Origin of the sequence: Albidovulum litorale, assembly GCF_025751495.1 — a bacterium.
Lineage (GTDB): Bacteria > Pseudomonadota > Alphaproteobacteria > Rhodobacterales > Rhodobacteraceae > Albidovulum > Albidovulum litorale.
Genome location: NZ_JAOWKZ010000001.1, coordinates 13,741 through 28,078, shown reverse-complemented (window position 1 = coordinate 28,078; position 14,338 = coordinate 13,741). Strand labels below are relative to the sequence as shown.

Genomic DNA, 14,338 nt, shown 5'->3' with positions numbered 1-14,338 from the left:
GCCGGGAATACCCTACGTTAGGAAACACGCGATCCATCCGCAGGACCCGCAACAATACCGGCCAGGCAGGTGATTTTGCATGTATTGCGGACATTTAGGGGCCTATGATCTCGGCGTGCCGCTGCCGGTGTTCGCTCCGACGACTCAGCCGACGAGGGCCAGAGCCGGGAAGGTTTCCAGAAGCCAGTAGGAGAACTGGCTGAAGCCGCCGGTAAGCATCAGCAGTCCGATGGTCCAGAGGAGAAGGCCCATGATCCGCTCGATGCGCTCCATATGCCGTTTGAGGAGCGCCATGAAACCGGTCAGGCGCGGCAGGAACGCCGCGACGATCAGGAAGGGCAGACCGAGACCGGCCGCATAGACCGCGAGCAGCGCCGTTCCGCGCGTCACCGAGGCGTCGTCGATTACCAAAGACAGGATCATGCCAAGCTGCGGGCCGATACAGGGGGTCCAACCGAAGGCGAAAGCAAGCCCGAGAATATATGCGCCAAAGGCCGATCCGCCCTGGTCACCGGCGTCCAGCCTGGCTTCGCGGTTCAGGAAAGGCAGCGTGATAACGCCAAGAAAATGTGCCCCGAACACCATCACCACGATCCCGGCGCCGGTATTGAACCAGTCCATCCATGGCGTGATCATCCGTCCGAACGCGGATGCAGCGGCTCCGAGCAGCAGAAAGACCGTCGAAAGGCCAAGGACAAAGAACAAGGCCGCAAGAAGCGTGCGCCGCCGCCCTGCCCTGTCGCCCTGCAGTTCGCTCATGCTGATCCCGCCCATATAAGCGAGATAGGGCGGCACGATCGGCAGGACACAGGGGCTGAGGAATGATAGAACACCCGCAAAGAGCGCGATCAGCGCCGCGAGAGCAAAGCCTGCGTCTATGATGCCGGTTTCCAACATGAAACCAGCCTTAGCCGATCCTCCATGCGGCGTCACGGGACATCGCGTCACACCTGCTCACAAGATCGTTTTTGCGACGCCGTCCGGGCGTCCGGGTGCCTTCATGGGCTTGATCCTATTTGTTCTCTGGTAGGTGTGATGCGATTCAGGCGATCGCCGTCGCGGCTGTCAGGATGGCTGTTTCGGTAAGTTCGAAATCGGCCTCGGTCAGGGCGAGGCAGGGATAGAGCTTGCCGGGTGATTTGAAGACGCCGTTCTCGCGCAGCACCGCATTGAAGGCCGCGCCCTTCTTCGCATCCGCGGCCAGCACGTCGCGATAGGTGCGGATATCCCGGTCGGTGAAGACGATATCGAAGAGCGTCGGGTGGCCGACGATCCGATGCGCGACATCAGCGGCGTCCAGGTGGCTGGAGAACATCTTCTGCAACCGCTCGCCGTGGGCGCGCAGTGTGTCATAAGCCCCGTCGCGGCGCAGAATCTCCATCGTCTTCAGCCCGGCAACGGCCGCAACCGGGTTGCCTGAGAGCGTACCGAGCATCATCAGCCATCGGTCGGCCCCGACAATCGTCTTGTCGAAATGGTCCATGATGTCCTTGCGGCCCGCCACTGCCGCCAGCGGGAAACCACCGCCGATGATCTTGCCAAGTGTGCAAAGGTCGGGCGTGACACCGTAAGCCTCCTGCGCGCCGCCATAGGCGAAGCGGAACCCGGTCACGACCTCGTCGAAGATCAGGACGATGCCGTAGCGGTCGCAAAGGTCACGCACCGCCTGCAGAAAGCCGGGCGCGGGCGGGATGATCCGTTGCAGCGGTTCGACGATGATGCCCGCCACGTCGGTCCCATGTTCTTTCAGCAGGCTTTCGAGATAGTCCGGATCGTTGAACGGCGCGATCAGCATCTCACCCCGAACCGACTCGGGGATGCCGGCGCTGTCGGGCAGGGCCTGCGGGAAGTTCACGAGCCGGCTAGGCGCGAGACTCATCTGCGCCTCCGCCGACATGCCGTGATAGCCGCCCTCGAACTTCAGGATCTTGTCGCGCCCCGTATAAGCGCGGGCAAGCCGCATCGCGTACATATCCGCCTCGCCGCCCGAAGAGAGGAACCGCACCTGCTCGGCGCAAGCGACGGCGCGGCAGATCTCCTCGGCCAGTTCCACGGCAGCGGCGTTGTTGGCGAAGAAGGTCATGCCCTTCGGCAGTTGCTCGACCACCACCTCCAGCACCTCCGGATGACCGTGGCCCAAGAGCATCGGGCCGGAGCCGATCAGGTAATCGACATATTCGTTCCCGTCCTCATCCCAGACACGAGCCCCCCTGCCCTCGCGGATAAAGACCGAGGGGTCGAAATTGCCGAACCCACCGGCTGGCAGCACCGCGCGGGCGCGCTCGGCGAGGGTTTGCATCGGAGTCTTGTCGAGCATGTCGATCTCCTAGTCGATGACGGCCATTGGCTGGCCGAGAATGTCACTGTCCGGCGCGACGCCGAGGCCCGGCCCCTCCGGCGGGGCGATGCGGCCCGCCCGGCGCGCGGGTGCCTTGGGGTCGAGGCGCGGGCCGACATAGCCCGAGAGGTCGCAGGTGTTCAGAAGCATCCGCTCCGGCGTCGCGGCGGCGAGATGGAGGAGCGCCGAGGTGGTGACATCCGAGCCCCAGGTATCCTCGACGCACATCTTCGCGCCGAGATGCAGGCAGAGATCGCGCGCGCGCCGCGTCGGGCTGAGCCCGCCGAACTTCGAGAGCTTCAGCGCGACCGCATCCATGCAGCCAAGTTCATACGCCTTCAGGAGCGAGGCCGTGTCATGCCCGTTCTCGTCGATTTTCATCGGCAGGCCCGTGGCTGCGCGGACGGCGGCGCATTCCTCCAGCGTCGCGCAGGGCTGCTCCAGCATCACGTCCATGCCCGCGACGGCCTTGCCGACCCGCGTCGCGTCGAGCCTTGTGGCGCCGCAATTCCAGTCGCCGTAGACAAGGGGGCCTTCGCCCACCGCCTCGCGGACCATGCGCAGCCGCGCCACATCGGCCCGCCAGTCGCCATCGGCGCCGAGCTTGACCTGGAACTGGGTGATCCCCTGCCGCTGCGCTTCTTTCGCGATCCGCGCCATCTCCTCCGGCGCGATGCAGGTGATCGAGTGATAGAGCGGCATGTCCGCCATCTGCCGCCCGCCCAAGAGGGCGTGAAGCGGCAGACCTGCCACCTTCCCGGTGATGTCCCAAAGCGCGATGTCGAGTGCCGATTTGGCATAGGGATGGCCTTGCAGCCAGACATCGGCACGGCTCATCAACGCCTCAGCCCCCACCGGATCGGCGCCGATCACCACTGGCGCCAGGTATTCCAGCGCCGGTCGCACGCCCTCGGCATAGGCGGGCAGGTAATGCGGGATCGGGCAGACCTCGCCCCAGCCTTCGACGCCTGCATCGGTGTCGACGCGCAGAACAACTGAGGCGACAGTGTCGCAGGTCTTGCCCCCTGCCATGTGGTAGGCGACGTGGCTCGTCAGCGGCACGTCCCAGAGCGTGAGCCGGGTGATCTTCATGCCGGAACCGCCTGCAAGGCTTCACCGCGGGGAAGCTGGCTTTCGGGATCATAGGCAGGTTCGCCGAGAACCTTGGCGCGGCGCGGCTCGCCCATGATAACGACCTCAAGTTCCATGCCCGGTTCGGCATGGTCCGCCTTCAGATAGGCGAAGGCAAGAAGTTTGCCGACGGAGTGGCCAAAGGCGATCGAGCTGACGGTACCGACTTGTTTGCCGCCCGCGAGCACGGCTTCGCCGCCATTGCCGTCCGAGCGGCCATCGTCCGCGACTTCGAGATAAGCGCAGACCCAGCGAAGTGGCTTCGCCGCCGCCGCTTCGGTCGCCGCCTTGCCGCGGAACGCCTTGTCGAGCCGCACGAAGCGCATGACGTCGGCCTCGGGCAGCGTCACTTCGTTCGTGAGTTCGCCCGCGCCCTTGAAGGCCTTTTCCATCCGCATCGCGTTCATCGCGAAGGAGCCGTAGTTGGCCATCCCATACGCCTTGCCCGCCGCCTTCAGAGCACGGAACGCGCCGAGGATCGCAACACGGTTGCCATGAAACTCCCAGCCAAGCTCGCCTGCATAGGACATGCGGAAGGCCCATACCTCGTGACCGCCGACCGCGAGCTCCTGCGCGGTCATCCACTTGAAGCCGGTATTCGTCAGGTCCGCCCCGGTGCAGGCCCCGAGGATATCGCGCGCCTTCGGGCCGTTCAGCGCCAAGGCACCCCAGTCGGTCGAGCGGTTGGTGATGGTGACGTCCTCACCGGCCTTCGCGAAGGTCAGGTAATCGACCAGCCGCTGTTCGAAGAAGGCCGCGCAGACGAGGTAGAGTCGGTCTTCCGCGAGCCGGACAACGGTTGTCTCAAGCTCGATCCGGCCGTTGTCGTTCAGAAGATGCGTGAGGCCGATCCGGCCCACGCCGGGCAGCTTGTTCGGCACCAGCCGGTCGAGGAACGCCGCCGCATCCGGGCCCGAGACCTCGACCTTCGAGAAGGCCGAGATGTCCATGATCCCGGCGCGCTCGCGCACCGCGCGGACCTCGGCGCCGACGATGTTGTGGAGCTTCGTGCGGCGGAAGCCGTAGACGTCCTTCGCCTCCGTGCCTTCCGGCGCGAACCAGCGCGGGCGCTCGTGGCCATAGACCTCCTCGAAGACCGCGCCTTCGGCTTTGAGGTCGTCATAGAGCGCCGAGGGCTTCACCGGCCGCGCGTCGAGACGGTTGAAGAACGGGAACGGGATTTCGTGGCGGAGCAGGTAGTCCTCCTTCGCCTTGGTGATCTGGTATTTCTGGTCGGCAAAGGGACCGAAGCGGCGCGGGTCGAATTCGCGCATGTTGATCTCGGGCGTGCCCGAGATGATCCAGTGCGCCAGTTCCCGCGTCAGCCCCGGCCCCCAACCGATGCCGATCTGGGTGCCGCAGCAGCACCAGTAGTTCTTCAGCCCCGGCGCCGGGCCGATCAGCGGGTTGCCGTCGGGCGGATGCGAGATTGCGCCGTGGACTTCGCGGGTGATGCCAAGCTCGGCGAGAATCGGCATCCGGTCCATGGCGTTTTCCAGCCAGGGCATGACCCGGTCATAGTCGGGCTCGAAAAGCTCGTTCTCCGCCTCCCAGGGGCAGTGATATTCCCACACCGTGTTCGGATTGGCTTTCTCGTAAATGCCGATCAGGCCCTTCCTCTGCTCCATGCGGATATAGCCGGACACCAGCCGGTCATCGCGGACAACCGGCAGTTCCTTGTCGAGCGCCTGGAACTCCGGCACCGTGTCGGTGATGAAGTAGTGATGCGTCATCGAGGTGGCGGGCAGGTCGTAGCCCGACCATAGCGCGACCTGGCGCGCGTAGGTGCCACCGGCGTTGACGACGTGTTCGCAGGTGATGTTTCCCTGCTCGGTCTCCACCAGCCATTCGCCGTTCGGCTGTTGAGTTACATTTGTCGCCCGGCAACGGCGGATAACCTTCACGCCGAGTTGCCGCGCGCCCTTTGCCAGCGCGAAGGCGGCCCCCGCGGGATCAACATGGCCGTCGTCGGGCGTATGCAAGGCCGCCTTGACGCCATCGAGGTTGTAGAACGGGTGCAGTTCGCGGATTCGGGCCGGCCCCACGATCTCCATCGGGAAGCCCAGACCCTTGCCGACCGAGATGGTCTGTTGGAGCCAGTCGAGCTCGTCATCGGTATAGGCAAGCCGCAGAGATCCGCAGCCATGCCAGGTCACCGACTGCCCGGTCTCGGCCTCCAGCACCTTGGAATAGAGATCGATGTTGTAACCCACGCATTTGCCAAGGCCGTAGCTTGAGGTCGAATGCGTGATCTGCCCTGCCGCATGCCAGGTGGAGCCCGAGGTCAGCTCCGCCTTTTCGAGAAGGACGACGTCGGTCCAGCCCGCATGGGCGAGGTGATAGGCAAGGCCGCAGCCCATGATCCCGCCACCGATGATGACGACGCGGGCGGTGGAGGGCAGAGCGCGTTCCGACATTCTGAATTTTCCTGAGATGAGTCGCGTTTCCTCTCGACAGGCTAATGGGACAGTTATACCATCGTCAATCATGAATGGCACAGATGTATCATCCGTCGTCCTGAATCGCCTTTCCGAGGAATTCGAGACGCTGACCCCCGAGGCGCAAAAGGCGGCGCGCTACGTCCTTGAGAACCCGCATTGTGTCGGTGTCTCGACCGTGCGCGAAATCGCCGAATTCGCCAATGTGAAGCCCAACACCGTCGTGCGCATGGCCCGACAGGTCGGCTTCGACGGTTACGAGGATTTCCGCGCCGCATTCCGCAAGGCGATCCGCAGTGGGTCGGCGGGGTATCCCGACCGCGCGCGCTGGTTGCAGGATGTCTCAAAGAAAGGCGCGCTAGGCGGGCTTTATGCAGAAATGGTAGGCTCCGCGATCCGTAACATCGAGGATACGTTCGCGGGTATCGACGAACCGGCGCTGAAGGCGGCGGCCGAGGCGATCTGGTCCTCACGCCGGGTCTACACGGTCGGCGTCGGCGTCATGAACGCCAATGCCCGGAACTTCACCTACCTCGCCTCCACCGGCATGGTGGAGTTCCACGCGATCCCGCAGGCGGGCTCGAACCCCGCAGACGACATCGCCTGGGCTGACGGGCGCGACGTGCTGATCGCGATGACCTGTCGCCCCTATCGTCGCGAAGTCGTTGAGACGGTCAGAATCGCCCGCGAGCAGGGCATGACTGTGATTGCCATTTCCGACAGCCCCGCCAGCCCGATCGCCATGGCGGCACAGCATCGCTTCACTGTCTCGGTCGATACGCCGCAATTCTTCCCCTCGTCGGTCTCGATCATCGCGCTTTTGGAGACGCTCCTGAGTTTTGTCATCGCGGTTGCAAGCCCGGAGATCGTCGAGCGGGTCGAGAAGTTCCACAAACGCCGGCACCAGCTCGGTCTCTATCTGGAGGATCCCGAATGAACGCCCCGCTCGTCCATTCGCTTGAGGCGCGCTACTACACCGATCCCGCCATATTCGCGAAGGAGACGAACGGTCTCCTGGCCCGGACATGGCAATTCGCAGGGCATGAATCTCAGGTGCGCAATCCCGGCGACTACTTCACCTTCGAGATCGCGGGCGAAAGCCTGTTCTGCATCCGCGGCCGGAATGGAGAGCTAAGGACGTTCTACAACGTCTGCCAGCACCGCGCCCACCAGATGGTCGAAGGCTCCGGCACGACCCGCGTCGTGGTCTGCCCCTACCACGCCTGGACCTACGAACTGTCGGGCGAACTGCGCGCCGGGCCGAACGTCAACTCGGTGCCGGGCTTTGACCGCAAGAAGATCTGCCTGACGTCGGTCAGGACCGAAAGCTTCCACGGCTTCATCTTCGTCAACCTCGACGACAACGCAGCGCCGATGGACGAATGGTATCCCGGTGTCCGCGCGGAACTCGCCGACTACGTGCCTCATATCGACGCGCTTGAGCCGCTGGAATGGGTCGAGATCCCCGAGAAGTGCAACTGGAAGGTCTCGGTCGAGAACTATTCCGAGTGCTACCACTGTTCGCTGAACCACCCGACCTTCGCGACCGGCGTGATCCGGCCCGAGACCTACGACATCCAGCCGATGAACAAGGGCTATGTCCTGCGCCACACGACCGAGTGCCAGGACCTTTCCAAGATGACCTACCCGATCGACACCACGGTGCCGCATGGCGGCGAGTACCGGTCGTTCTTCCTCTGGCCGATGTTCTCGTTCCAGGTTTATCCGGGCAACGTGCTGAACACCTACCACTGGCGCGCCCATGACGTGGACCACTGCACCGTCTGGCGCGGCTGGTACACGCCCGGCGGTGTCGACAGCGACGTGATCCGGCGGCTCGCGATCCAGGACCGGGCGACGACGGTCGAGGAGGATATCCGGCTCGTCGAGAGCGTGTCGAAAGGGCTGAAGAGCCGCGGCTACCGGCCCGGCCCGCTGGTGCTCGATCCCGATTGCGGGCTGAATTCCGAGCATTCGATCCAGACCCTCCAGCAGTGGATGCGCGAGGCCGTCGATGCGTGACGTCGCGCCCTATTGGCAGAACTGGATCGGCGGCGACTGGGTCGACGGCGGCGCGGGACGCATCGCCGTTACCGATCCCGGAACCGGCGAACCCCTCGCCGAACAGGCGCTTGCCAACGCCGCCGACGTGGATCGTGCGGTGGCGGTGGCGCGCGCCTGCCACGAGAGCGGCGCGCTCTCCGACCTTAGGCCCGTGGAGCGCGGTCGGATGGTGCAGGCGATGGGGCGCTATCTTGTCGACCATATCGACGAGATCGCCCGGCTCCTGACGCTCGAACAGGGCAAGCCGCTCTGGGAAGCGCGGATCGAGGTTCAAGGCGCGGCGCGCTATTTCGAGTATTACGGCAACCAGGCCGAGACGGTGGAGGGCCGTTCGATTCCCCTTGGCGCGGGCTATTTCGACTTCACCACCCATGAACCCTATGGCGTCTCGGCCCAGATCATCCCGTGGAACTACCCGATCGAGATGACCGCGCGGTCGCTCTCTGCCGCGCTCGCCACCGGCAATGCCTGCGTCATCAAGACGCCAGAGCTGACACCGCTCACCAACGCCTTCATCGCCCGTGCTGCCGAGGCGGCGGGCCTGCCGAAAGGCGCGGTCAACGTGCTCTGCGGCCTCGGGGCCGAGGCGGGCGCGGCGCTGTCGGCGCATCCAAGCGTGAACCAGATCGTCTTCACAGGCTCGGTTCCCACCGGTATCGCCATAGCCACGGCGGCGGTGCGGAACGTGGTGCCCTGTGTGCTGGAGCTTGGTGGCAAGTCTGCCGCCATCGTCCATGACGACGCCGATCTCGACGCCTTCCTGTCGGATGTCCGCTGGGGCATCTTCTTCAACGCCGGCCAGGTCTGCTCGGCGATGAGCCGGGTGATCGCCTCCGAGCGCATCCATGACGAGCTCGTCGACCGCATTGCCGGGCTCGCGGCCTCGCTAAAGGTCGGCCCCGGCATCGAGCAGCCGGAGTTCGGCCCCACGATGGGCGCGATGGTCTCCGAGGCCCAGCGCGACCGCGCCGAAGGCATGGTCCGCGCTGCAGAGGCTGAGGGCGCGAGTGTCGTCACGGGCGGGCGCAAGCTCAACCGCCCCGGCGCCTTCCTTGAACCGACGGTGCTGCAGGCTACCCCCGACATGACCATCGCGCGGGACGAGGTCTTTGGTCCGGTTCTATCGGTGCTGAAGTTCCGCACCGACGATGAGGCCATCGCCATCGCCAACTCGACCGATTACGGCCTCGTTGGCGGGGTCTTCACCCGCGACCTCGACCGTGCGACGCGGGCCGCGCGCAAGATCCGCGCGGGGCAGATCTTCGTAAACGAATGGTATGCCGGTGGTGTCGAGACGCCCTTCGGCGGCTACGGCAAATCGGGCTATGGCCGCGAGAAGGGTCGCGAGGCGCTCTGGAATTATGTCCAGACGAAAAACATCGCAATCAGACTGAAGGGGGCGGCATAAGCCCGTTCGACAAGGACCTCTTTAACATATAACCGAAGCCTGTCCGTGACGAACACATCGGCCGGTCCATGCTTCTTCGTTGTTTACTTGAGGAATTTTAGCGCAGCCTCCCTGTCTCTCGTCTTCGTGACAAAGCTTTCAAGGACTGCGCCTTCGCGATCTACGGAGCGCCAGAGACAGTACCGCTCGCCATTGATCTTCACGAAGACCTCGTCGAGTTTCCATTGCCAGCGACTCGATTTCATACCCTCGATCCGGCGTTGCCGTATCTTGGCGGCAAACATCGGGGCGAAGCGATGCCACCAGAACCGGACGGTTTCACGGCTGAAATCGATGCTGCGCTCATGCCGCAGAACCTCGACATTTCTTAGGGAAAGTAGGAGACGAACGTACACCATCACCGCAAGGCGGATGATCTCTTCGCTCGTCTTGAAGTATTTGAGCGGGTCACGTTTCTTCATCCCGGGACACTAACCAGCCGCCCTGCCCCACAGCACGCCAAGTTGCCCTGACACCGCCATCCCTACTGATGCTTGGGCCGTGGCCGCTCAGCTTACACAATAGATTATCATTGCGACATATGTCAGTTGATGCATGTACTGATCCAACCCCGTCAACACCCAGAACGAACGATTGTCGGGTGTGAGATCGTATCGTTTGCCGACATTATCCTTGATCCAGTCGATGTGGTAGTGAACGAAGCCCTCAAAAATCAAAAGGCGGACGATGTACTGGGCCGGAACTGCCATGACAGCCAATACTATCAGCGAGCCGACAACATGTATTGCAGCATGTAAAATGCCACCAGGATGGCCCCACTTGCTGCGATTGTTCAGAATGTATGCATTCTGAAGCATGAAATCCGCCAGAAGGTGCTTGAATTGCAGGAGCACCACCAGGCGAAGCACCCAACTGATCTCATCGCTCACATTCACCCCGTGCGCAAAAGTACGGCTTTTTCAAACCAGTTTATCCCCTTTTTTTAGATCTTATCTACAGGCTGGAATAAATTCTAATTAATTGTCGTCGCTTCGGTGCGGCCGAGTCCGGCTAATTCGGACGTGTTTTCAGACAGTTTTGACAACAGGGACATAAACTTGTGGCATTTCACGCATGCCCTGAAGGAGTCTTCGCGAGATCAGGCGTACGATATACATGCCGAAGGCGGGGTTCTGATAGTAAAGCCGCATGAACGTGGACTCGTCGATTGGCAGGACCTCGCAAGGACCATCGCAGACAGCAGTCAATGTTCGCTCTTTGGCGTCGGTGAAAAATGCGATTTCGCCCAGAAACTCGCCTGCGCCGAGGATAATATCGGCTTCGGACAATCGGATAGTGCCAGAAACTACATAGTAGAGATTGTCCGGTCGATCGCCTTTTCGAAACAGGATCTCCTTATCTGCGAATCTTCGCGGCGAGATCAGCTGCGTCAGCCAGTCGAAATCGATATCGGCCTTCCTTGCCGCGCGTATACGCCTCGTCACCCGCAGAATCTCCACCAGCCGAAAAATGTTGAAAGGCAGCAACAGCAGATGAAGGGCCAGATTGGGATAGATGCCGGCCAGTCCTCCGTAGGCAATGAAGAAAACATTGGCGAATATCGCGGCGACACGCAGGGGCAGCATGGTTCGCATTGAATAGGCTGTAATCGTGAATCCGGCGGCGATCCATCCGAGAAGTTCAATCCAAATCACCACCAGACTCCTCTCGTTTAGCCGAACTGTCAGCCATCAGATTCTGATGTCAATCTGAAGCGTATTGCGCCACGCCGGGGCGATCATCAGGCCACCTGCCCGGGTCCGCCAGGAAATTTGAGCGTCGGTTTTCGATCCGGTTGTAGAATTCCAGCAGAGCCGGGTCTACGCGCATGCATAAGTCCCGGCATTCCGAAAGGTTGGACGTGATGTCCGCACCGTTACGAACGGCCGCAAGAAGACTCTTATGTGCGCCCTCCAATGCCCGAAAGCTGTCGGTCATCGACATGCTGGCGTCACCGACCACCAGAAACGCCGACATTCGTTGCGACACTCCTTTAAGGTCGAGCTCTCCGGCTTCCAGCAGCGCCAGTCCCTTGGCATGGTCGGCAACCGCCTTGGTCACGACAATATCATAGCCGACTTCCCGACACGCAGTTTCGATGCGCGCCGCTTCGTTCACGACTGCACCGATTACCGAGTAATTGTACCTGGTCCTTGAGCCCATGTTACCCACGCATGCCGACCCGGATGCCAGACCGGTTGCCATGCGGATTTGACGAGGACCCACGCGGTCCCGTTTGTCAGAGAATGACGCCAGTTTTGCGCGCATCCTTAGCGCAGCGTTACAAGCCCGCGAGTGATAGTTTTCCACCGGCACCGGCGCGTTCCAGAACGCCATTATCGAGTCGCCAATGTATTTGTCGATTGTGCCGCTCTCTGCCAGAATTTCGTCGGTCAATTCCGAGAACAGGTCATTCAGCAAGACCACAAGATTTTCCGCCGAAACGGATTCACTCAAAGGAGTGAATTCACGAATGTCTGAAAACATGACCAGCACATCGCGCATGTCGCCACCAAGTTTGAGTTCGTGGCCTTTTTTTTCTATCTCGCTCAAGATTGTTGGTGACACGTATTTCGAGAATGAGCCACGGATCATTCGCTTTTCACGATCAATTACGATGAACTGAAATGCCGTCAGCGCGGTGAAAACAAGAAAGCCACCAAGAGCCGGAAAGGTTGCGTCCAGGAGGATGCCGTTGACCGCATAAAGATGCCAAGAAAGTGCTAGTGTGGCTGCGCCTGCAATTCCACCCAAACCTATCGAGATCATTGGTCCGAATAAAATCAACGCAAGAAAAACCAGCAGGCAGGTCGCCGCAAAAAGCGCGACTTCGATGGCGTCCTGAACGGTTGTTCGTGTCAGATAGTGTTCAAGAAGGATCTGTTCGACGATCTGGGCATGAATGGAAACACCGGGAATGCTTTCCGAAAGCGCAGTCCTGCGGATATCCAGAAGGCCCGCCGCCGAGGTGCCGACGAACACGATACTGCCATCAAGCCATTGTCTCGTCTCTTGGTCATGATCGCGGTCGAGCACTTTGTATGCTGACACATACAGGTCGGACGTATCAGGCCGGTAGTAAACCCGGAACAGCCCCTGTTCATTGGTTGGCACATTGTAGGCGCCGACCCGAATTCCCGACAAACCGATGTCAGACAAATCGCTCTGAAGAATGAAAGTGCTCTCCTGCAGCGCGACACGCAGGGCTTCAACCGCGAGACTGGGAAGAAATCCACTGTCGGTTTTCCAGATCAGGGGAACCTCGCGGACCACCCCGCCGGACCCCGATGGACTTACATTGACGCTGCCCAGACCAGTTGCGGCATCATAGAGTACCGGAACAATCCCTGTAACTGTCGAAAGCACCGGAACGCCATCGACCCCGCCTCCAACCTGAACGAACCCCGCCTTGGCATCTTGTGCGCGCTGACCGCTACCGCCCGCATGCGACACGCCAAGGACCACGGGAAGTCGGCTCATTGACCCGGCAAACATCCGGTCAAAATCCAGTTGCTCGATTGCGGTCAATCCATCCACACCGGCAAGCGCGTCTGCCGCGATTGGGTCGTCCAGCAAGCGCGATATGGAAAGCCTGTCAGCCTCTGCGAAGAGGACATCGTAAACGACGACGGCCGCCCCCAGTTCGGCCAGTCTTTCGTTTAACCTTGCCATAACATGCCGGGGCCAAGGCCATTGCCCCAACCGGGACAATGACGCCTCGTCAATGTCGATTACGCGCACCGGAAGATCGGCCGCCTGTCTGGGGCGAAGTTGCTGAAGCTGGTCGAAGTATGCCTCGCGCAAGGCAACCATCGGTTCGGGATCCGACATCCGTATCGCCGCAAGAAACCCAATGAATCCGAGCGCCATCAGGGCGTAAACAACACGGTATCGATGACGCGCCATCAAAAAACCTCAGACGAAACTGCGTCGGACCCCCTGCTCAGCACCGGAACGCGCTCAGTTCATTCCGGTAATCCATCTTCTCTTTCGCCGGGTTCCTCTCGTTCTTCGTCTTCTTCGCGTGGCTCTTCCGGACTCCCCTTGGCTGCACGTGGTTTTTGATCATCCCGCTGCAGTTGCCTCGAAGCGATCGAGGGAAGGTTGATCTGCCTCAACGCCGTGGCGTCGCGCCCTTTGCAGCTCTCGATCGCAGTATGAAAGTCATCCCTTAGCGAAGTCTGGTCGATAGCATAGGGAAAAGCCTCGCCGAGGATCTTCTGACGATCCGCATTCGTCGAAGGTTGGGTCAACAGTCTCTTCTGCATACGCACGGTCTGGCATCCACTCGGTACGCGTGCACAGGCGGAAACGCCCTGTCGACAAAAACGTACCTCGCCGTCATGAACTACCAGATCAGTGTAGTCTTTTGCCGGAATTGCGAAATCAAACGCCGTTCCCCGCACCCCCATCGTCGCAATTGGTGTGCGGACCGAATAGGCTTTACTCGGGCTCTTGCCGCTCAGAAATCTGAATGTCCCCTTGGCCGCAGTAACCGCGAAGCGTTTGGCCGATGTGTTTGAATTAAACAACAGCGTATCTACCCGCAATTGCGAGTTCGGCCCGACGACAATTCTAGTCTGATCGGAAAAAACGATCTGGGCCTCGGCGCTGCCGCCCGTTACGATGGTTTCGCCGACATTGACAGCATCACCCAATTCTAGCTTGGCTCGCTGGCCATCCCGAACAATGATCGCCGGTTGAGTAACTTTTACGACTTCACCTGACTGAGCTAATGCCGGCAAAGGAACTAAAAAAGAAACACCGAAAAAGGCGCCCAAAACAAGCGGAAGCAACTTCATAACCAACCCCCCCCAGAGCAATCATGAACTTAACACGGGTAGCACAAATGGCTTTCAAATCAAAAGAGAAATCCAGGCATGCAGGTAAACAATCAGAGTTGCGCCCGGCCGAGCAGAT

General features: G+C 61.1%; 11 protein-coding genes and 1 pseudogene. 3 read left to right on the top strand and 9 right to left on the bottom strand.

The features are described from left to right. Positions 1–144: 144 nt before the first annotated feature. The 4 genes from OEZ71_RS00110 to OEZ71_RS00095 all read right to left on the bottom strand — a co-directional run bounded on the left by OEZ71_RS00110 (position 145) and on the right by OEZ71_RS00095 (position 5,886). Positions 145–897 (bottom strand): cytochrome c biogenesis CcdA family protein, encoded by a 753-nt coding sequence (locus OEZ71_RS00110; protein WP_263737899.1) that lies wholly within the window; start codon positions 895–897, stop codon positions 145–147. Positions 898–1,042: 145 nt separating this feature from the next. Continuing rightward, positions 1,043–2,317, bottom strand: a complete 1,275-nt coding sequence (locus OEZ71_RS00105) for an aspartate aminotransferase family protein (RefSeq protein ID WP_263737898.1) — start codon at positions 2,315–2,317, stop codon at positions 1,043–1,045. A gap of 9 nt (positions 2,318–2,326) precedes the next feature. Further along, entirely contained in the window at positions 2,327–3,430 is a 1,104-nt protein-coding gene (locus OEZ71_RS00100; RefSeq protein ID WP_263737897.1) for a mandelate racemase/muconate lactonizing enzyme family protein, read from the bottom strand. Next, entirely contained in the window at positions 3,427–5,886 is a 2,460-nt protein-coding gene (locus OEZ71_RS00095; protein ID WP_263737896.1) for an FAD-dependent oxidoreductase, read from the bottom strand. Before OEZ71_RS00095 ends, OEZ71_RS00100 begins: the two co-directional genes overlap by 4 nt. Positions 5,887–5,956: 70 nt before the next feature. Between OEZ71_RS00095 and OEZ71_RS00090 the strand changes: the two genes are divergently transcribed. Genes OEZ71_RS00090 through OEZ71_RS00080 form a run of 3 tightly spaced genes read left to right on the top strand, consistent with a single transcriptional unit; the run spans position 5,957 to position 9,379 of the window. After that, entirely contained in the window at positions 5,957–6,844 is an 888-nt protein-coding gene (locus OEZ71_RS00090; RefSeq protein ID WP_263737895.1) for a MurR/RpiR family transcriptional regulator, read from the top strand. Further along, positions 6,841–7,929 carry an aromatic ring-hydroxylating oxygenase subunit alpha gene (locus OEZ71_RS00085; protein WP_263737894.1) on the top strand — a complete coding sequence of 363 codons (1,089 nt, stop codon included), beginning with the start codon at positions 6,841–6,843 and terminating at the stop codon, positions 7,927–7,929. Before OEZ71_RS00090 ends, OEZ71_RS00085 begins: the two co-directional genes overlap by 4 nt. Continuing rightward, positions 7,922–9,379: an aldehyde dehydrogenase family protein gene (locus OEZ71_RS00080; protein WP_263737893.1), complete on the top strand. Its 1,458-nt coding sequence runs from the start codon at positions 7,922–7,924 to the stop codon at positions 9,377–9,379. Before OEZ71_RS00085 ends, OEZ71_RS00080 begins: the two co-directional genes overlap by 8 nt. An 86-nt stretch (positions 9,380–9,465) precedes the next feature. On the opposite strand, the pseudogene OEZ71_RS00075 reads toward OEZ71_RS00080, so the two are convergent. The 5 genes and pseudogenes from OEZ71_RS00075 to OEZ71_RS00055 all read right to left on the bottom strand — a co-directional run. Continuing rightward, positions 9,466–9,840 (bottom strand): annotated as a pseudogene (locus OEZ71_RS00075) (DDE-type integrase/transposase/recombinase); the annotation flags it as partial. Between the two features lie 87 nt (positions 9,841–9,927). Further along, on the bottom strand, positions 9,928–10,308 hold the full coding sequence (locus OEZ71_RS00070) for a DUF3307 domain-containing protein (RefSeq protein ID WP_263737892.1): 381 nt from the start codon (positions 10,306–10,308) through the stop codon (positions 9,928–9,930). Between the two features lie 138 nt (positions 10,309–10,446). Beyond that, complete coding sequence (locus OEZ71_RS00065) at positions 10,447–11,073, bottom strand: Crp/Fnr family transcriptional regulator (RefSeq protein ID WP_263737891.1); 627 nt, start codon at positions 11,071–11,073, stop codon at positions 10,447–10,449. A 49-nt stretch (positions 11,074–11,122) separates the two neighbouring features. Next, positions 11,123–13,324: a CHASE2 domain-containing protein gene (locus tag OEZ71_RS00060; RefSeq protein ID WP_263737890.1), complete on the bottom strand. Its 2,202-nt coding sequence runs from the start codon at positions 13,322–13,324 to the stop codon at positions 11,123–11,125. A 59-nt stretch (positions 13,325–13,383) separates the two neighbouring features. After that, positions 13,384–14,220, bottom strand: coding sequence for a FecR family protein (locus OEZ71_RS00055; RefSeq protein WP_263737889.1), 837 nt, complete (start codon positions 14,218–14,220; stop codon positions 13,384–13,386). Positions 14,221–14,338: the final 118 nt, after the last annotated feature.